The sequence below is a fragment of the Corynebacterium sp. HMSC30G07 genome, from assembly GCF_001806945.1.
Classification (GTDB): Bacteria; Actinomycetota; Actinomycetes; order Mycobacteriales; family Mycobacteriaceae; genus Corynebacterium; species Corynebacterium riegelii.
In genome coordinates, this window is record NZ_KV786452.1 from 32,896 (window position 1) to 51,548 (window position 18,653).

Consider the following 18,653-nt stretch of genomic DNA (forward strand, 5'->3'; position numbering starts at 1 on the left):
AACGAATCGCGGCGACCAACTGGCGGGAAAACCCGACCAACATTCACATCCTCGCACCGACCGGAACAGGGAAAACATACATAGTCTGCGCCATCGGCGTCGCCGCATGTCAAGCCGGATACTCCGTGGCCTACTACCGGCTGGACCAACTCGTAGACATGTTGGCGGTCTTCTCACCGACTGACCAAAACTACCTCGATAAGATGCGGAAACTGATCAATGTCGATGTCCTTATCGACGATTTTATGACCATGAGCATCAACCAGCGCGGGCAAGAAGACCTGAGCAAGATCATATTCGACCGCGACGGTCGGCTCCCAACACTGATCTCCTCCCAATCGGCCGCCGCCTATTGGGTCGAAGCCCTCCCCGACAGAGTCGGAGCCGATTCACTCGTTAGCCGCCTCAACAACGGCCACCGAATCCGCATCGGAGACTTCGACATGCGCAAGGCCACCGCCCCAATAGAACCGGACGAATAAAGCAAACAGCCGGGCCGACTCCGTCGGCCCGGCCCCGGTACCAACTACCCGGAACACGGCAGTACCGGGTCTCCGGAACACCGGTACCAAAAACCCGCATCTGACAGGTGTGTCGCATTTGCTGAATCCTCGGGCGCGGTATTTGAAGATCCGGGACCCGTCATCCTAATCAGAAGTTCTCGGTGTACCGGACAATCGGTTTGGATTCTATGTCGGAGGGTGATGGTTGGCGCTACCTGCAATGGTTGTAATGCGAAGCATCCTGAATAGCAATACAGGCGATTCGTAACTCTTGGGAGAGTATGTTTCCGGCTGGTTACGCCTTGATATCGCCACGCTGACCCGTGGTTCCGCCTATCTCTCCATTCGTTGGTGCTCTGCGGCTACCCGCTTTGCCCGCAGCAAGTTGATAAACGCGTTGAGCTTTGTTAGCGCGCTACAAAGTTTCTATCTACAGTCGGGGATATACGCTTTTTCGGTTTGCAATCGAGCCTGACACCATTGAAGAAGTAGTGTCTGTCGCCTGATTTGGTGCATAGCGAAGCCGGAGGTCGAATGCTAGAAACTGCTGTAGACATGGATGCGCGATAGCAATAGGCAGTGAAGGATTGCGGGCCCCGAGTAATGTAGATAGACAAGCGGGCAAATTGATTTGACACTGTATTAGCCATTCATCAAAGCGAAGCGACCGATCTTTTCGGCCATCGCCACATAAGCATTGTCCGAATAATGAAATGGTGCAGGGCCCCATTTGTGATCTGTTGATCCGAATACTATCTCCTTAGGGACTTCAAAAGTTTGGAAACCTAATTCTTTAGCGTAGTTGGTCATTATGTTTAGGGCCGAGTTGAACTGATTGGAAGTTGGAAATGACTCCCGAATCGGCTGCCCGTCTGGGAAGGAGGTCGCCCAAGGGGTTGCGTTTATTGTGATTTTTTCGATGCGGGTTCCCAAACTCCTCTTAAAATGCCCCAACGCCTGTCTCCAGAGTGGCAGAAATTTGTCGTCTGTAAAACGGATGGTTTCTTGGATTTGAGCAGTCCGAACCAGGCCACTCGTTCGTTCCGCAACTGCGGAGACGATTCGTCCATCCTCAAGTGCTAGTACGCCGTTTCGTTCATCGGTTAAGTCCCAGACAACAACTGCTCCGTCATCTATCGCTTCTTTTACCTGCTTGATGGCAGTTCCTAGAAGGTCATTCTTTATCATCCGTCTCTGGAAGCTGGAGGTTACACCATTTAGATTGAAACCAACTGTAGAGTTCACGCTGCTGGTCGCTGATATGAGCGATTGGCGAGCTACGTATCCGTGAAGCTCTAAATTGTGTTCGTCCCAGAAATCGACGCTGTCTCGGGTCACGCACGAACCGTAAATAAACACTTTGCGCATCCCTTGACTCTATCCTTTCTTATGTTTGAGTGGGGCTATAGAGTGGCTATGATTGATCGTAATTCGGAACCGATGGGAGATGGTTGCCGCTATGGTGAAACTAATTGTGTGGGACCTTGACGAGACGTTGTGGCAGGGGACTTTGGCAGAGGGGGATTCGATTCGGCCGTTCGTAAATAGGATGGAAGCAATTAAGACGCTGAACAGGCAGGGGGTTGTGAATGCTATCTGTTCAAAGAACGACGAGTCTGCCGCATTAGAAAAGCTCGCCGAGCTGGGAATGGGGGATGAGTTTGTTTTTAATGAAATCGCGTTTGAGCCCAAAGGCGTAAGAGTTCGGCGCATTGTAGAAGATATGAATCTCCGCTTTCCGGATGTAGTTTTTGTCGACGACAATGTGTCAAACCTTAAGGAAGTTGAGTTTGCATGCGAAGGTATCATTACTATTGACGCAACTACACCTGTACTTGACCAGTTCTTGTCTGAATCGATTCAAGAAACCGTAGGAGGCTCATCCAGGGTTGAACGATATCGAATTCTTGAGAGGAAGCGTGCCGACAAGGAATCCAGTGGGGTTTCAAATACCGAATTTTTGCGAAGCTCGGGAGTTAAAGTCTCGTTTCTTCGGATGGCAGACAATCTACCTTTTTCCGGCCGAATTGAAGAATTGATCAACAGGACCAACCAGCTTAACTTTTTGAAAACGCGTGTCCGCGACGGAGAGATTTCCGAATCCTTAATATCGACTGAAACTTATGAGGCATCCGTTTTTGTGTGGGATGACTATGGCTCGTACGGCTTGGTCGGCTTTGCGAGTATCCGTGCGAATCAGGGGCTGGAACACTTTACTTTCTCATGCCGGACGATGAATATGGGTATCGAAAACGCGCTTGCGTGGCAGATGAAGTCTTTCAAACAGTCCAGGGGTGTCGAGTTTCCTGTGGATCCAGTTCTTCCGGATTGGATCACGGTGATGGATCCAGATGAGCCGGAAGCTAAGCGGGTGATTTCCGCTCTAACCGATACTCGGGGAGGAGATCCTGCGGTCCGAATTATGGCGAACTGTCAATCCGCTGCGCTCGCGCACTACTTGGGTGACGGGAGGAAGATAGACTTTGACAACTGGCCTCGGACATTCACGCTAGGTGCATTCGCTGGAGGCGACTTTCTTGGTGAATGGAGGCCCACAATGGTTTACGCAGCTTTCGTAGACTACCTACCGGCCTACTGGCCTAGAGGTATTGATCCTAGTCTCGAGGAATACTCAGCTGCCGTTTCGAAGTTCGTTGCAGCCGCAAAGGAGCAGGACAGTAACTTGATCGTAATCTTGCCTGTTGAAGATTTTGTAGAATCTTCAACAGGAGCGAGCCAATCTGCCTATAAAAGCCGAAACGAGATTTGGCGAGACCTTGCAGGGAGCGAAGAAAACATACAAATAATTGAGCTGTCATCGCTCACCGATGCTGCTGGTACACAGGACCCACGACATTTCTCGCGTGATCAACTTAGGGAGCTGGCAGTTATGATCCGAGATGAATTAGACAGGTTCTAGTGCTGTGCCGTCTGTTACCGTATCCCGCGCCAACCTGCACGTTGCGACGCGGCGACTTCCACTTGGAGAATACTTTTTAGCGATTTGGGCTAGACGGCACTTTATCTACGCAGATTCCAAAGCGCGTGCTTTTAAGGTTGGTTCGGGCACCTTTTTAGGGCGGGCGTGGATTGTCGTTGATCCGCTTCTTCAAGTTGCAATCTACTCGTTGGTCTTTGGCGTGATGCTCCGGGTTGATCGAGGGATCGACAATTTTGTTGGCTTTCTGATCCTCGGTGTGATTGTCTTCGGATTTTTCTCCAAAGGCATTAACGGTGCTGCTGGTATTTTGGACAAGTATCGCAACTTGCTTGATGCTTTTACTTTTCCAGCGGTGTGCGCGCTTCTTTCCTCGATCAGTAGGCAGATGATGGAAAATCTTGTGCCGATGTCCCTGTCACTAGTGGTCGCGACATTGGCGCAGCCAGACAAGGGGATTTCCGTATGGGCGGTGCTAGTTATTCCGCTCTACTTATTGGCGCATCTCTTCATTCTGGGAGCGACGCTAATTGTTGCACGTGCCGTGGATCGCGTCCCTGATCTGGGGAATGTGGTGAATGTTTGCATGCGATGCCTTTTTTTTCTTTCGGGTATTTTCTACCCTATTTCGAGGTTCGACTCCCACCCTGTACTTCATGATCTTATGGTGCTTAACCCGATTTACCAGTTTCTAACTTCTTTTCGGGTGGTCGTTCTCGACGGTAAGCCCCCTACCGAATTTACTATGACCTATTTGCTGTCGTGGACTGTCGGCCTCTTGGTTTTTGGAGGGCTCTATTTCTGGAGAGGGGAGGGCGGCTATGGCCGACGCTAACCCTTCAGTTCTTGTGAAGAATGTGTCCCACAGCTATTCCACCGGTCCGCGGTTGGGGCTGACTCGCAGAAAGGCTCCCGCTGTAAGAGTCTTGAAGGATGTGAGTCTTGTAGCTTTTCCTGGCGAGGCGATCGGGGTTCTGGGAGTCAACGGGTCGGGAAAATCGACTCTACTCGGGCTGATTGCGGGGAATTTGCGTCCCAGATCAGGTGAGGTATTGGTCGCGTCCGACGCTAGCTTGTTAGGTGTTTCTGCAGCGCTTCAACCTGATCTAAATGCTTGGGAGAATGCTCGTCTGGGTTTACTTGCGATGGGAATTCCATCCGATGAAGTGGCCGAAATGGTCGAGAATGTTGTGCTCTGGGCAGCGCTGGGAGAGGCAGCAGTACGCCCAATGCGAACGTATTCATCCGGAATGCAGGCGCGGCTGAAGTTTTCAATCTCCACTTCAGTACCAAGAGATCTTCTGCTGATTGACGAAGCTCTTTCTACCGGAGATTCAACGTTTGCGAAACGCTCTAAGAGGCGTGTTGATGACTTGATTCGAGGGGCCGGTACCGTATTTCTGGTCTCCCACTCGCCAGGGCAGGTTGAGGAATACTGCAGCCGCTCAGTTTGGCTCCACGAAGGCAGGATTATCGCGGATACGGAAACGTGGTGGGTAACTCGCGCGTATCAGAAGTGGGCCCAATACGTTTCAAATGACCGGCCAGATTTGGCGGCGCGGTTAATTAGCGACGTTTCAGCGACTTATGAGCCCCCTAAATTCAAGGAGTTTGAAGAGTTTATTCAAATAGCCTGATGTCAATCGTGTAGTTCTTTCGATGCGCTGGTACGTTTGGGGAATGTCGCTCATCACAAATACGGAGACGGGACTGCTGGAAGAGCCCGGGTATTACCGTGGGCTACCTAGGGTTTATCATCGCTCGCTCCAGCGTCTGAAATTTAGGACGCGTTTAGTGGCCGCTCATTCCATCCCGCTGCCTAATGGGGCCTCGCTTGATTTTCTTAGCAGGCTCAAAAGGGGCGATACACTTGTTGTGGTATTTCATGGGGCTATTGCACCGGAAAGACTCTATTACCCACGATTCGAACGGGACTTGTCAATTCAGAAGTTTGATGTTCCATCCCTGCACTTCGCTGACCCTACATTAAACCTCTCCAAGGATCAGGTGATGCGCCTAGCGTGGTATCTTGGTGGTGCGGGCTGGGACCCGCAGCTCCAAATTGCAAACGTTGTGCGGCAAGCAATGCGACAGATTGGCGCGAGGCATGTTGCTTTCGTTGGCGGAAGCGGAGGGGGGTTTGCCGCACTCCGTATTTCGACGCTCTTTCCGGAGTCACTCGCTTTCGTGCAAGACCCCCAAACCGCAGTTATGCGATACTATCCGGGAGCAATAAAACGTTATTTCGGATGCACCTGGCAGGGGTTCGACCGAAATCGGGTAGTGGCTGCTTTTCCTGAACGCTTCGACCTGAATGTTCTCTATGAAAACCAATCTCCTTCGAACTTTGTTTACTACTATCAGAGCTCGTCTGACGATTTTCATCGCCGTGGACACTACAATGCGTTCCTCAATGCAATAGGTGGGACTGTCGGAGGTGCTAGTTTCGAAAATGCTCGGAATAGGTTAGTGCTAACAGACGGCAAGATTCCGGGTCACGGAAAAATTACCCCCGATGAATTTGAATCACACTATCTCGATGCTACAAACTGGTGGCGTGAGCAACGCCAGTCGATTTTCTAGAGAAATTGTGTTCTGAGTACGTTTCGGCGCCGGACTTGAAAACGATCTTCTGGGTGAGGGAGTGGCTTTAGAGCCACCCAGTTATCTTCACCGTGGTATTTCCGTTAATCTTTGGTCGCTTAGCGAAGGCACGAGCCGGAACTGAGGCACTTTAATCCGTAGCTTTTAACGAGACTTATCAACGAAAATACGTGGGTGAATGCCTTAATGGAGCGGTGAGTCTCAGGGGCAATATGATTGAACTAGTCTGAGTTCTACCGTGCCTTATGAGAGATGACAGGTAAAGAGTGCTTTGAATTTCAAGAGTTATGTGATCGACGGGTCCGTAGGAAGTATGGTTATTTGTCTTCTATTGCATCGTTCGATAAGCAATCGTCGATTTGCTGTAAGTGTGGTGCTGGAAGGCCCTGATGGCGTGGTCGAGGAAGTGGAGCGATGGCCTATCTATCCGCGCTTGGGGTATCCCGCGAAAGTTATCCGATTAGCAGAAGCAGGAGAGCTGATTGCTATGACCGAGATCAGCAACACTGTCGGTAATGGTGTGCTAAAGGTTGCCGTTACCAACAGGGAAGGCGAAGACGTGGATTTGGGGGAATTGGCAGTCTTGATGAAGATTAAAAATTCGAAGGCAAGCTTCCTCGTAAGGGGTATCGATGGCTGAAATTTCAGTATTACTAACAGTACGCAATTGGGGGCTTGACCGAGTTTGGCTCTGTTTGAGATCGCTCGCAAAGTCGACTGACGTCAGCAGTCAAATTATTGTTCTGGATTATGGAAGCGATAACTCGAATGAGCTAATGCGGGTTTGCGAAGAATTTGGTGCTGAATATTATCGTGTAGCGGCGACTGAGTGGTCGCGGTCCCTCGCTATGAATGCTGCGGCGGCTAAGGCACGATCGGAATTTTTGATTTTTGCTGACGCTGATTTGATTTTTTCTCCGACAGTGCTGGCCGCGACGGTTCGGGAGCTGCAGGCTGCGTCTCATGAAGTTCTCATGTTCTCTTTCCGGGACCTGCCATCCCATATCTCGCCTGAGGACTTGGTTGAAGATGTGGATTTCGAGCGTCTCGACAAGGAGGCGATCTGGCGTCCGCGGTGGGGAATGGGGGTCCAGGCATATCGGGCGTCTACCTTTGCCGAGGTACGCGGTTTTGATGAGCGGATGAAAATCTACGGTGGGGAGGATAACGATATTGCGAAGCGTGCGCGTTTCGAGGGAAATCACCTGCGCTGGGTGAACGACGCAGAATTTGGCCTGTACCATGTCTGGCACCCATCATCGAGAGAGATTGCGGACGCTGATCCTGAACATAAGGCGGTGGTCGCCGAGAACGCGTCTATTGCAAAGAATGACCCGACGCGTGTACGCAACCTTTCCAATAGGCAGTTTGGTGCCCCACTTGTGAGCGTAGTGATAACCACCCACAATCGTGCTGACTACATCGTTGATTCGATTAGATCGGCATTGAATCAGACCGTAGAAAACCTTGAGGTCTTAGTTCTCGACGACGGGTCAACTGATAATACCGAAGCCGTGGTCCGCTCTATTTCTGATGAGAGGGTTCGATACTTTAAATTTAAAAAAAGTGGTATTCCGGTGCTCCGCAATAAGGCTCTAGAGCTGGTCAAAGGACGTTATACCGCAATTCATGATGATGATGACATAATGTTGCCGTGGTCTCTCGAGGCGAGGCTCGGAAGCTTGCGTGCAGGAGATGGTGGAGCCTACGGCGCAGCATTTAACTTCGATAACGTGACTGGCAGTATGGAACTCCTGCGGGGGCGAGAGTCGTCGAGGGATACGATTTTGAATGGTGGAAAGGTATTCCTTCACGCTACTCTTCTCATCGAGTCATCGCTGTTGGCAGCAGTTCGATATGACGAGAAATATACCTCGGGGTCGGACTATAACCTGGCTGTTCGACTTGCGAAAGCGGGAATTAAACTTAGGCATTGTCGCGAAGTAGTGCTGCTGCGCAGGCTGCATGATCGCCAGGTTACGGTTACCGACCAGGCGGTTCAACACTCTGCCTCCTATCACACAAACTTTGCCCAGAGAATCGCGTGGGGGGCCAATACGAGTGCCAAATCGAGGGAAATTTCAAAAGCCAATCCGTTGATTGCGCTGCCGTCCGAAGTTGCAAACATCGAAAGATCTGCAGCTTTTCTCCCGGATCATCTTGTGTACAGATACGGTCTACTGCCCTCAGTCGCTAAAAGTGACGAGGATTCTTCAGACTGTGGGTACGGCGATTTTAGCTTTGTTGGCAATCTTTCTTCCGAAGAGGCCGCCGAGCTGGTGGCGTCAGGTGTCCGGGTGGGGGGCTTCCAAAAATTAGGCTCGGATAATTTCTCTCCCATGGTCGAAACCCTCAGACTTATTGCCGACCAAAAACGATCTGATCGAGTCATTGGCGTTGGCGACCCGGAAAGCTTTAAGAGGATGCGGGTTGCCTCTTTGGAAGGGCTCCCCACAATACTTGGGCATGGTGAGGCTCTGGGGGTACAACTCCAAGAGGAGGACGATTTATACGAAGCTATCGCACGGATTTTAAAGGAGACTTCGAGTGAAGTTCGCTAGAACTCTAGGTGCATACCAAGCTGACACCCTTCTGAGAGCGTTTCCGGACGATGTATTCGACGGCTACCCACCGATCGGTGAGCTATTGATCGAGAGCACGTTTCATAATGTCACTGCGGAGCTGGAAGCAGTAGCAGGTGTGCTGCTGTTTGGCCAGTACGTGGGGCACGACGTGGCCACAGACAGGGCGATCTCAAGGCAGGCTGCTGAGGCAATAACCGATTATTTCCCTAATCGAAAGGTATCTGTGCGAAACATAGGTGACGTTCCTATCGCAGCTTGGCCATCTGCTGGTAGCGTTGCTGTTCGGCCCGGTATTTTAGATAGGCAATCGTTCTGTGAAGACGATGGATATGACCATACTCTGGTGTTGTTGGATTCTAATGTATACAACGGAGCAGTCGCTTCAACGAGCCACAGCTTCATTTCTACTACTGCCAAGGTTTTTAGCGAAGTCAATGATACCCCTTTTTGGAAGGTGGCCGTCGCGGTTGGGGTTCTAGCTTCGGCAGATCTCCATGCTCGAACTATCGTACTCCCGAGCAGGGAGTACGGGAAGGTTGACGTTTCCGAGGGAGAAATGCTGCTTCGATCGGTTAATTTGAACCTTGTGGTTGATTGACAGGCGGGCTACGGGATCTCATCGTATTGACACCTTGGCTGGGAATGATCCAGGCGCAATTGTTTTGGAGGCCAGGCTTTCGACACGGTTGATGCTAGTGACTTCACCAACTTGGCGGTGGTTGAGTTTTTGGGCTAGAGGATACTAGGCAAGGGGTCCCCGTCGTGTGCTTATTCGAATCCGGCAACGTTATTAGCAGTGACGTGGGTGATTAGTTTGCTGTTTCGGATTGAACCGCTCCGGAGGTCGGTTCAATCACCTTGGCTGAAAACCATGCAAGGAACATCAGCCTCGCGTTTCGCTTGTATCCGACATTGGTACAGTCGCGTCGAGGAGCGCGCCACATCTCGCGAATGTCGTAAGCACCGTAATTAGCTTGGTGAAACTTCTTCACTAGCTCGGTAAGCGCAGCATCGCGCAGTGTTCGGACACTCACTCCACGCGCTTTCACTATTCGGTAACTACGAGAGAAAAGGAAAACCGCCACCGCGGCGGGTATTCAACGTCTCGCCGATGAGCACGATGTTGCGTGCGTGCATTTAGTAACACCGTGGTGAGTATCGGGTATCGCGATGGTGAGTATCGAGTAACACTGCAGTTTTCGGGGAAACTCTTTGGTGACCGCGTGACTTCAGGGCACGCGGCATTGCCAAAGGAGTCCGATTGTGACTGACTACAGGGCGGTGATGGACCTTGTTCTCAAAGGCTGGTCCGTTCGCCAGATCACAGCGACGATGGGATGCTCGCATTCCACGGTGCAAAAAGTTCGTAAGGTGCTGCAAGCAGAGCAGATCACGACCGCGGCCCAGATTACTGGGCTCAATGATCAAGCCATAGCTGTGCTGTTTCATGACGGAAGATCCACAGGTCAGGGTGTGTTCGTCCCGATTGATTTCGATTCCGTGGTGAAAGCACGGACCGGAAGACATAAGACCACGCTGCAGGTCCTGTGGGGGAAGTACACCTCAACGCCAGCGCTGCCGGGGCAGCGGTACTACAGCTACGAGCGGTTTCGCCAGCTTGTAGCACAGCACGTAGATGCCACCGGGGTAACTGCTCGGATCGTGCACGCACCAGCTCACACTATGCAGGTGGACTGGGCAGGAACGAAGATGCGTTTGTTCGACCCCACCGGGGGACGTCCAAGCAAGCTCAGTGTGTTTGTCGCTTCGCTGCCGTATTCCGGGATGCTGTTTGCTTGTGCGTGTATCAATGAACGCCAACAAGCGTGGCTGGATGCGCATATGCAGGCGTTTGAGTACTTCGGCGGGGTGGCAGAGGTCATCGTCCCAGATAACGCCTCGACGGCGTCGAACGCGATAAGTGCTGCTGATCGCAATCGTCGTGTCAACACCACGTACGAGGAGTTTCTGGAGCACTACAACACCGCTGCGCTGCCAGCGCGTGCAAGACGGCCGAAAGACAAGGCCAATGTTGAGGCAGCAGTCAAGATCGTTACCCAAAAGGTCATCCATGCTCTTGACGATCATCAGTGCGTCAGCCTTGATGAACTTAACAGTCGCATACTCAAACGAGTTGACGCGATCAATACGCACACCCCGTTTCGTGGAAACACCACCAGTCGGCGGCAGCTGTTTGAAGAGTTTGAAGCAAAGTTGCTCACTGAACTGCCAAAACAGCGGTGGCAGCGCACGGAATGGAAGCGCGCCAAAGTCGCTCCCGACTTCCATATCACCGTCGCCAGCGTGCATTACTCCGTGCCCTACACACTTGTCGGCCACACTGTTGATGTCCGCATCACCGGCAACACGCTCACGGTCTTCGATGCCGGCGAGCGACAAGCAGTACATACGATTGCGCACCAACGCGGTTCCTTCGTCACCGACACTGACCACATCCCGCCGCAGATGGCCAACACCCATGGGCTATGGACCTGTGAATACTTCCTACGCGAAGCTGCCCGGGTAGGGCCGCACACCCGCCGAGTCATCGCTGAACTGATGGATGCGCGCCCAATCAAAGCACAAGCGTTCTTCTCATGCCGCAACGTGCTTTCCATGGGAAAACACGACAACAAGCCCATCTTGGAAGAAGCCTGTAGGCGACTCGTCGACCTTGAAGGCCGACGCCAGGCAGTGTCCTACACCGCAGTGAAGAACATGATGGCAGCCGTGCGCAAAGAAGACACGGGGCGCACCACCACACAGCCTCACCCCAACACGCGAGATGCCGTGCCCACCTCCACTACCACCGCAAAAGCGTCTACCACGCGTGATACACGCGGTGCGTACCTCGGCGGCGCGGAGCAGTTCAGCATCGAAAACCTGACGAAGAAAGGAAACAACTAACCATGGATGCGCCACAACCAGCATCAACAACCGCACGATTCTTAGACGAATCAGTCCTGCATATCTTCACGCAACTACGGATGACTGCCTTCGGCCGCACAGTCATCGACATTGCCGCGGATCAAGCATTCGACCAGTGGAGCTTCTCAGACGAAATCCTCTACGCGCTCGATAAAGAAGTCGCGGCCAGGCGCGAAAGACGAGTCAACAAACTGCTCAAAGCATCCCGATCGCCAAACCTCGATGCTTGTGTCGAAGACATTATCTACACACCCAGCCGCAACATCAACAAAGAGCAAATCGCCCGACTTGCTCAATGCCAATGGTGCCAGGATTCGAAAAACGTTGTCATCCTGGGCAAATCCTCCGTCGGCAAGACCTACCTCGCCCAAGCATTGCTCAACGCAGCTTGCCGAAAGGACTACTCCGCCAAGTTCTTCCGCACCGACTCTCTGGCTAACCAGCTCGCCGTGCCGCATCACTCGGATCCTGAGCGCGTGAAGTTCCTCGAAGCGATTCACAACACCGATGTGCTCGTACTCGATGATTTTCTCACCACCCCGATCAACGAAGCCACCGCGCATCAACTGTTGACCATCATTGCGGAACGAGAAAACCGCGGAGCGACCATCGTGACATCCCAGTTCGCCCCCATCGAATGGTGCAAGTCCATCCCCGACGCTGTCATCGCTGAGTCGATACTCAACCGGCTCGCCGTCGGCGCGGAGATCATCACACTAGAAGGAGACAACATGCGCCTGACACGCTAACCCCACCCAACCCCCCAAACGCCCGGGTGTTACTGGATACTCACCCGGGCGTTACTCGATCCTCACCATGGCGTTACTAAATCGGTGGTCTGAACACTTGGCAGCAATCTTGATACGAGAATCTTTGTTCATTCACCCTCCCCTCAAATGCACTTTAGAGGAGAACTTTTGGAGGTGCACACAAGTGCGCGCTCGTCGCAAAGCAAAAGTGCTGGGGATGGTGCCCAGCGCATGTTGTCGTGCGGCGCTGACTATATCTATTAGCTGATCAGGAAAGATGACAAGGCAGCTGGCAAGCTTGGACCGCGAGAACGGCGGGGCGAGCGACATTTGAGTGCTGGCGCTCACATTCGAGAGTGCACTGCTGGGGCTGCAGCTGAAGTGCCTTTTGATCAGGCTACGAAGTTCGTGGGGTGTGCAGGTGCTTTTACAACGATCGCTGCGATTGCTCAGCACCTGCCCACTTATGATCCTGAGCGGATCTACATGCTAGAGATCTCGTTTGAACGCATGCGTGAGGTCACTACTGACTTGCGTTTGAAGACTGCTGCTCAGCGTCTTGAGGACCCGGTGATGCACCCGGGTCGCGCCGATGTGATTGGTTCTGTTGCTTTTGCGGATGCCGCGGGTGTCTCTAGTTTCATCATTAGTGAGAAGGACATCCTGGACGGCATCGTCGCAAAGCTTGTGGCGCAGTAGGCCCAGTTGTAGTTGTGGATTAGTCGTGATCCGGTTCGAGAATCTGGTCTCCACCACGCTTGCGGCCTCGAACCTCTTTCATGCGCGGTTCTGGGTCGATCTTGTTTGCAATGGCCCTGCGGGCGGAGTTGGTTACAGACTTTGTGATTGGCGAGTTCATCACCGCCTGGCTTGCGTTAACAATCTGGTGATAGCGCTTACGCCCTGCTTTCGTCCCCAAAACGTAACCAGCTGCAGCTCCGACGATGAATTGATACATGGCGCTTACCTTACCGGCTCTGAGAAAACTTCAACCACCAATGAAAGAAAGGCAGGGGAAGCAAGCTATAGTTATCGCTGCGCAACTAGTGCTCAAGGGGCTATAGCTCAGTCGGTTAGAGCCGCGGACTCATAATCCGCTGGTCGCGGGTTCGAGCCCCGCTGGCCCCACAAGATCTCTCAAGGCCCGGTGTGTGATCCACTGGGCCTTTTGTGTTTCGTCGGCTGTGAGGAAGCGTTAGATGGGGAGGTGGGCGGTGGCGTCGATAAGCAAAATGCTCCTGAAGGGCGAGTGGTTGCAGGGGTGGGTTGAGGTTTCCCGTGCATGCGGTGTGAAGCTACTGGGACTTGGTAGAGCACCCGGGTTTGGTGGGGCGAACCGTGGTTTACTGCACCCTAAGTACGGTGGGTGGTGTCAGACGCGGTCGTGGATGGGGGATCTGGTGGGCGTCGGGAAGCAAAAGCTCTGGTTATTCGGTGAAGCCTTGGGCGCGGATGACGGAGCGACGCTTGCGGAATGCGGCGGTGAGCGCGAGGACGCGGTGGTCGTGGAAGTCGAAAACCGTGGCGGACGTCTCGGTGTCGCGAGTGACGCGGCCGATTTGCTGGATGACGTTGCCTTTGAATGCGACTGGGGCGGCGAGAACAAGCGCGTCGAGCGCTGGCAGATCCACGCCCTCGCCGGCGATCTGCGTCATGGCGATGAGTACGAAACGGGGTGTGGTGTTGAGCTTTTTGCGGGTGGCGCTGCGGTCTTTCGCGTGCTGCGCGCCGTGGAGGGTGAAGACGGGGACAGGGAGATCCGGGTGGTTGCGGGCGAGGAGTGTTTCGAGTGCGGTGATGTGCTCGCGGCGCTTGACCAGCACGAGGACGTTCATGCCGCTGGTGGCGGCGCGGGCGATTGTCTCGGCGATAAGGGTGTTGCGGGTTTGGTCGGCGGCAAGCGCGTTGTCGAGGTCGGGCCAGTAGAGGTGGGGCTCATCAAAGGTGAACTCGGTGCTCTGCACCACGTAGTGCTTCGGGCCGGGGCGCTCGATCTCCATGGTGTGGCGGATGGGGCCGCAGATAAGTGGCAGGAGTTCGTCGAGACCGTCGGAGCGAAACGGGGTGGCGGTGAGCCCGGTGACGAAGCGGACGTTGAGGTCTGCGAGTACGCGGGTAAGGCCGGCGGCGCCGACGCGGTGGCATTCATCAATGATGATGTAGCCGTAGTCGGCAAGGAACTGTGTGCGGGAGTCGGTGCGGCTGATTGATTGGGCGGTGATGATGTCGATGTTGCCGCTGAGCTTTTTCGACTTGCCTCCGAGTTGGCCGATGGCGGGCGTGTCTTCGTGGCTTTTAAGGAAAGTGGAGAGCGCGTCGCGCCACTGGGCGGCGAGCTCTACGTTGGGGACAATGATGGCGGTAGGGACTTGGCGGTGTGCGATTAGTGCGCAGGCCATGACCGTTTTGCCGGCGCCGGGTGGGGCGACGAGAACGCCGGTGCGGTGTTTGCGCATTGCGTTGACGGCGGTGCGCTGCGCGGGGTAGAGCTCGCCGGTGAACTTGGCTGGCATAGTTCGCGGCTTTGGGGTTTTGCTCCGGCGAGTAACGGTGTAGCCGGCGGTTTTGAGGATGCTGATGGCGTCGTCTAAGGTGCCGCGGTCGAGTGTGAGGGTGTTGTCGTGTTCGTCGAAACGAATGATCAGGCGGGGAGTCTGGTACGTGGACAGGCGCTGGGCCTGGCGGATGTAGAACTGCGGATTGGGGATCGCGCCAAGGTGGCGAAGCGCGTTGGCGGTGGTGGCGTCGACGCCCTCGAGGTTGATGTGGACGCGGGAATCGTGCGTTACTTGGACCTTGCCGGTGCGTTTGAGGGCTTTGAGTTCTGCCTTGGTCGGTGGTTGGGGCAGCTGGGTTTCCGGGTCCGGTTGGAGTTCTGCTGCGATCTCCTTGAGCTTGCGCTTGGAGGCTTTGGTCGTGTTGGCAAGGGCGGCGAACTGGTCTTCGGCGGGCTCGAAGTCATGGTTGACGAAGACAGTGCGCTGCTCAGCGCGATGCTGACCGGCGAGCGGGAGCGCGATGAGATTGCCGAAGCCGCGGCGCTTGCCCGGCAGGGTGTCCTGGGAGGGGAAGAAGCGGTCAAAGCTGGCGAAGTACTGCTTCGGGCTGGCCTTGGCGAGGAGGCCGATACCTACGGTTCGGGCGAGGGAGGCGGGGACTGGCTCGTTGAAGAAAAGCCACACGTGGGCGCCGGTGCCGGAGCGCGAGATCTCGATGAGCGGGTCGAGGCCGAACTCGCGGCACGTGTCAGCGTAAGTGCGGGCGGCGGTGCGGAAGTCAGCGTCGTCGAAATCGCACGCCAGGAGGAAACAAGTATCGCCTTGGCACAGCGGGTACAGGCCGACGTGGAGGGTGTTGTCGCGGCGAAGGTGCTGCTCGAGGACCTGCGGGGTAAGCGGCTTAAGGTTCGGGTTGTCCCGGTTATAACGGCCGTAGGAGGCCGGCGACCAGCCTTTCTTCTCGCCGTTTTGCCAAGCGGTTGCGTACACGTCCTCGCGGCCACGGAAGTAGTCGGCGAACAGGCGGAGCTTTGCGTCTGGGGAGGAGGCGTTGGAGACTGTGGCGGTGTTGTTAGTTTCGGTGTGGGTAGTGCTGGGGTTGAGGTTGGTTGGTGTGGGCGCTGGTGTTGGTGTTGGTGGTGCTGCTGGCGCTGGTGGTGCGAGGAAGGCCTCGAAGTCGTCGGTGCCGAGCAGCTTCGCGAGCGCGCGCTCTAGACGCTGCACGCGAGCCTTAAGATCGTGCACATCTGACATGGGCGCTCCACGGGATCGGGGTGGGGGTTATACGAGGTCAGTGTAGTTGGGGTGGGCAGTTGTGGTGGTGGACGGTGGCGTCGATAAGCAAACTGGCTCTGAGGGTGAGTGGCCGAGGGGGTGGGTTGAGGTTTCCCGTGCATGCGGTGTGAAGCTTCTGGGACTTGGTACAGCACCCGGGTCTGGTGGGGTGATCCGTGGTTTACTGCACCCTAAGTACGGCAGGTGGCACTCCCGCCGAGACGCACGAGGAGGTAACTCAACGTGAGCACACCAGCAAATACACTAGGGTCTGCAAACGATTGGGCTGACGAGTATCTCAAGATCAGCCTGTGGGAAGGATTCTGGGCCACGGCGGCGGCGCTCTTTGGGCTCATGATCATTGTGCTGGACATCTTTGCAACGGATTACGCCCCACAGGTGTTTGTATGGCGGGAATTTGTAGGCATGCTGCTGTTTGGGCTGGCGTTCTTTCTGCCGGGGGTGTGGTGGTATTACGCGTCGTTTAAGGACAGAAAGACAGTTCGTGAATACCTGGAGTCGTTGCACCGAAACGGGTATCACAACCCGTTGGTCGCGGCTGCGGCTTACGAGGAGTCCCAAGGAACGCGCGGAGTGGAACTGCCCAGTGTGATTAAGCCTTGGTGGATTTTTGTTGTTGCCGGTGCCTTCGCGGTGGGGATTATTTCCGGGTTGATCTTGCCTTAGTGGTTTGGGGTTTTGCGGGGTGCTGTGCGGGGTGTTGTGTGGGGTGCTTTGGGGTGTGATTCGTGGTTAACTGATTCCTAGTTAGAGCTGGCGGAACCATCCCCGCCATGAGCGCCAGGAGGTAGCTGTAGCGTGACCGCTTTGCCTAACGTGGACGATTCGGCTTTGGGCCAAAAGCCGAAGGCCTGGAAGAGAATTCTGGCGTGGGGCGGGTTCCTCTGGGGCTTCCTTAGCATCCTTGTTGGAGTTGTTGATGGGGGATCTTTCGCAGAGGCCGCGGGATTCATCCTGTTTGGCCTTGCATTCTTTGCCCCCAGTGCATGGTGGATGTACTGCACGGCGAAGGATGAAAAGGCTTTTCGCCAGTATCGGAAGACACTGCAGACCAACGAGAACCTCGCGCAGTATCTCACTGATGCTGACCGGGTGGTGCTGCAGGGGATGAGTGGTGTGCAGCCGCCTCGGAAAGTGAATCGTCACTGGCCCGTGGTGACTATTGGCAGCATCGTCGCTCTCGTTGTTGGAACGGTGATTACGCCGCTGGAGGAAGACGGTGATTCGGGGTCGTCGAGTACTCCGCCGACGACTGTGTCTTCCTCTGTCTCGCCGGCTGCGAGTACGTCTGCGGCGTCCGTGACTACGTCGGCTGATGCGGGAGCTGCTGAGCGTGAGCGGGAGGCTGCTGAAGCTGAAGCGAGCCGGGCGGAGGAGGCGCGCTTGGCGGAGGAGCGGGAAGCTGCTGAGCGTGCGCGTGTGGCCGAGGAGCAGCGCCTGGAGCAGGAGCGGATTGAGCGGGAACGCGCTGAACAGGAAGCAGTCCCGCAGCAGTTCGTCGCACCTGCGCAGGCGCCGCAGCAACCTTCCGCGTATTACAGGAACTGCAGGGCGGTGTGGGACGCCATCGGCGGGCCAATCCACGCGGGACAACCGGGTTACGACAGCCACCTGGACCGTGATGGTGACGGGGTTGGTTGTGAAAAGGACCCGCGATAGATAGAAATCCAGCCCAGACTCTTGCGAGGCGGGCTGGATTCTTCTTTTGACTAGGTGTGTTAGCTCGGCTGCTTTCAGCTGCTGGCGCTAGCGTGGGCGGCGTTCGCAGCCCTTGCCATCGCCGTCGCGATCAAGGTGGCTGCCAAAGCCGGGGTCATTGCGGTAGATCGGGCGACCGAGATCGTTCCAGACAGCTCGGCAGTTCGGGTACATCTTGGTGCGCGGTGCCGGACGGGGAGCAGGCGCAGGAGCCGGCGCCGGGGCCGCCTCGACATGTGGAGCAGGTGGTGCAGGAACAGGTGCTGGCGCAGGTGCCGGTGCCGGAGCAGGGGCTGGCGCCGGGTGGCACGGAATGAACTGCGGTGCAGGATTCGCAATGATGCCTTGCTGCATTGCCCAGCAAGCGCCACCCGCGCCTGCGGCCAAAAGAACGAGGGTTCCGATGACGCCACTGACAATGGCCTCAGTCTTGTCTTCATCCTGCTGGTTGATTGGCGAGGCTGGGGCCGCATGAGCGGGCGTAATAGTGACAACTGGGCTGACAGCTACTGCTACGGCAGTGGCAATGCAAATGACAGGTTTCTTCACGGGGATTACTATCTCACAGATTCCTTCCGGGAGTAGCCAATTAGGAACTGTCTTGAGAGGCGTAGTACCCCAATGGTTCCGGGATGAACGGCAAGCATGGGAGAGCTCTCCCAGCCAGCGTTTCAGAGGGTTTAACCCATAAGAGGGTTAAGTGGCAAAAGTCTAACTGGGCTGAACGCTTTAACCCTTTCAACTGGGAATGGGAAGAGGCGCTCAACCCGATAGTCGGGGAGCGCCTCTTGAAGAAGGAATGGAAGGACAGGCGGTTATTCGGGTTAAGTGACAAAATGTGTGCTTTTCTCGGC

At 54.9% G+C, this 18,653-nt stretch carries 18 protein-coding genes and 1 tRNA gene; 15 read left to right on the top strand and 4 right to left on the bottom strand.

Features of this window, described 5'->3' with window-relative positions; all coding sequences use genetic code 11:
* A partial coding sequence (locus HMPREF3104_RS12705) for an ATP-binding protein (RefSeq protein ID WP_246816330.1) occupies positions 1–482 on the top strand: 482 nt, incomplete at its 5' end.
* 663 nt (positions 483–1,145) lie between these two features.
* On the opposite strand, the gene HMPREF3104_RS02755 is transcribed toward HMPREF3104_RS12705, so the two are convergent.
* Positions 1,146–1,871, bottom strand: a complete 726-nt coding sequence (locus HMPREF3104_RS02755) for a DUF6270 domain-containing protein (RefSeq protein WP_070494099.1) — start codon at positions 1,869–1,871, stop codon at positions 1,146–1,148.
* Positions 1,872–1,962: 91 nt separating this feature from the next.
* Between HMPREF3104_RS02755 and HMPREF3104_RS02760 the strand changes: the two genes are divergently transcribed.
* The 10 genes from HMPREF3104_RS02760 (at position 1,963) to HMPREF3104_RS02805 (ending at position 13,006) form a co-directional block, all read left to right on the top strand.
* Complete coding sequence (locus HMPREF3104_RS02760; RefSeq protein WP_168156347.1) at positions 1,963–3,423, top strand: HAD-IIIC family phosphatase; 1,461 nt, start codon at positions 1,963–1,965, stop codon at positions 3,421–3,423.
* Between the two features lie 4 nt (positions 3,424–3,427).
* Positions 3,428–4,276 carry an ABC transporter permease gene (locus HMPREF3104_RS02765; protein ID WP_083278888.1) on the top strand — a complete coding sequence of 283 codons (849 nt, stop codon included), beginning with the start codon at positions 3,428–3,430 and terminating at the stop codon, positions 4,274–4,276.
* A complete protein-coding gene (locus HMPREF3104_RS12000) occupies positions 4,263–5,078 on the top strand; it encodes an ABC transporter ATP-binding protein (protein WP_083278889.1) in 816 nt (271 codons plus the stop codon). Before HMPREF3104_RS02765 ends, HMPREF3104_RS12000 begins: the two co-directional genes overlap by 14 nt.
* Positions 5,079–5,121: 43 nt before the next feature.
* Positions 5,122–6,024, top strand: coding sequence for a hypothetical protein (locus tag HMPREF3104_RS02775; protein WP_141738106.1), 903 nt, complete (start codon positions 5,122–5,124; stop codon positions 6,022–6,024).
* A 334-nt stretch (positions 6,025–6,358) separates the two neighbouring features.
* A complete protein-coding gene (locus HMPREF3104_RS02780; RefSeq protein ID WP_141738107.1) occupies positions 6,359–6,685 on the top strand; it encodes a hypothetical protein in 327 nt (108 codons plus the stop codon).
* Complete coding sequence (locus tag HMPREF3104_RS02785; protein WP_083278890.1) at positions 6,678–8,606, top strand: glycosyltransferase; 1,929 nt, start codon at positions 6,678–6,680, stop codon at positions 8,604–8,606. The genes HMPREF3104_RS02780 and HMPREF3104_RS02785 overlap by 8 nt, the downstream gene beginning before the upstream one ends.
* Positions 8,593–9,228 carry a hypothetical protein gene (locus HMPREF3104_RS02790; protein WP_070494110.1) on the top strand — a complete coding sequence of 212 codons (636 nt, stop codon included), beginning with the start codon at positions 8,593–8,595 and terminating at the stop codon, positions 9,226–9,228. Before HMPREF3104_RS02785 ends, HMPREF3104_RS02790 begins: the two co-directional genes overlap by 14 nt.
* Before the next feature lie 665 nt (positions 9,229–9,893).
* On the top strand, positions 9,894–11,537 hold the full coding sequence (gene istA / locus HMPREF3104_RS02795; RefSeq protein ID WP_083278891.1) for an IS21 family transposase: 1,644 nt from the start codon (positions 9,894–9,896) through the stop codon (positions 11,535–11,537).
* A gap of 2 nt (positions 11,538–11,539) precedes the next feature.
* A complete protein-coding gene (locus HMPREF3104_RS02800) occupies positions 11,540–12,307 on the top strand; it encodes an ATP-binding protein (protein ID WP_070494112.1) in 768 nt (255 codons plus the stop codon).
* A gap of 381 nt (positions 12,308–12,688) precedes the next feature.
* Positions 12,689–13,006 (top strand): hypothetical protein, encoded by a 318-nt coding sequence (locus tag HMPREF3104_RS02805; protein ID WP_070494113.1) that lies wholly within the window; start codon positions 12,689–12,691, stop codon positions 13,004–13,006.
* Between the two features lie 19 nt (positions 13,007–13,025).
* On the opposite strand, the gene HMPREF3104_RS02810 is transcribed toward HMPREF3104_RS02805, so the two are convergent.
* Entirely contained in the window at positions 13,026–13,265 is a 240-nt protein-coding gene (locus HMPREF3104_RS02810; protein ID WP_052203459.1) for a hypothetical protein, read from the bottom strand.
* Between the two features lie 96 nt (positions 13,266–13,361).
* Here HMPREF3104_RS02810 and HMPREF3104_RS02815 point away from each other — a divergent pair.
* Positions 13,362–13,435 (top strand) — tRNA-Ile (locus HMPREF3104_RS02815).
* 299 nt (positions 13,436–13,734) lie between these two features.
* Here HMPREF3104_RS02815 and HMPREF3104_RS02820 read toward each other — a convergent pair.
* Positions 13,735–16,059, bottom strand: coding sequence for a DEAD/DEAH box helicase (locus HMPREF3104_RS02820; protein WP_070494115.1), 2,325 nt, complete (start codon positions 16,057–16,059; stop codon positions 13,735–13,737).
* Positions 16,060–16,323: 264 nt separating this feature from the next.
* Between HMPREF3104_RS02820 and HMPREF3104_RS02825 the strand changes: the two genes are divergently transcribed.
* Positions 16,324–16,767, top strand: coding sequence for a hypothetical protein (locus HMPREF3104_RS02825; RefSeq protein WP_141738108.1), 444 nt, complete (start codon positions 16,324–16,326; stop codon positions 16,765–16,767).
* A 132-nt stretch (positions 16,768–16,899) separates the two neighbouring features.
* A complete protein-coding gene (locus HMPREF3104_RS12710) occupies positions 16,900–17,760 on the top strand; it encodes an excalibur calcium-binding domain-containing protein (protein ID WP_070494119.1) in 861 nt (286 codons plus the stop codon).
* A gap of 87 nt (positions 17,761–17,847) precedes the next feature.
* Here HMPREF3104_RS12710 and HMPREF3104_RS12715 read toward each other — a convergent pair whose 3' ends face one another.
* A complete protein-coding gene (locus tag HMPREF3104_RS12715; protein WP_168156348.1) occupies positions 17,848–18,348 on the bottom strand; it encodes an excalibur calcium-binding domain-containing protein in 501 nt (166 codons plus the stop codon).
* Positions 18,349–18,431: 83 nt separating this feature from the next.
* Here HMPREF3104_RS12715 and HMPREF3104_RS12565 point away from each other — a divergent pair.
* The coding region (locus HMPREF3104_RS12565) for a hypothetical protein (RefSeq protein ID WP_210386479.1) at positions 18,432–18,653 on the top strand (222 nt) is incomplete at its 3' end.

Excerpts from the sequence above, each read along its gene's own strand:
- HMPREF3104_RS02755 (WP_070494099.1), bottom strand. The coding sequence starts at position 1,871 with ATGCGCAAAGTGTTTATTTACGGTTCGTGCGTGACCCGAGACAGCGTC.
- HMPREF3104_RS02760 (WP_168156347.1), top strand. The coding sequence starts at position 1,963 with ATGGTGAAACTAATTGTGTGGGACCTTGACGAGACGTTGTGGCAGGGG.
- HMPREF3104_RS12000 (WP_083278889.1), top strand. The coding sequence starts at position 4,263 with ATGGCCGACGCTAACCCTTCAGTTCTTGTGAAGAATGTGTCCCACAGC.
- HMPREF3104_RS02775 (WP_141738106.1), top strand. The coding sequence starts at position 5,122 with ATGTCGCTCATCACAAATACGGAGACGGGACTGCTGGAAGAGCCCGGG.
- HMPREF3104_RS02780 (WP_141738107.1), top strand. The coding sequence starts at position 6,359 with ATGGTTATTTGTCTTCTATTGCATCGTTCGATAAGCAATCGTCGATTT.
- HMPREF3104_RS02785 (WP_083278890.1), top strand. The coding sequence starts at position 6,678 with ATGGCTGAAATTTCAGTATTACTAACAGTACGCAATTGGGGGCTTGAC.
- HMPREF3104_RS02800 (WP_070494112.1), top strand. The coding sequence starts at position 11,540 with ATGGATGCGCCACAACCAGCATCAACAACCGCACGATTCTTAGACGAA.
- HMPREF3104_RS02810 (WP_052203459.1), bottom strand. The coding sequence starts at position 13,265 with ATGTATCAATTCATCGTCGGAGCTGCAGCTGGTTACGTTTTGGGGACG.
- HMPREF3104_RS02820 (WP_070494115.1), bottom strand. The coding sequence starts at position 16,059 with ATGTCAGATGTGCACGATCTTAAGGCTCGCGTGCAGCGTCTAGAGCGC.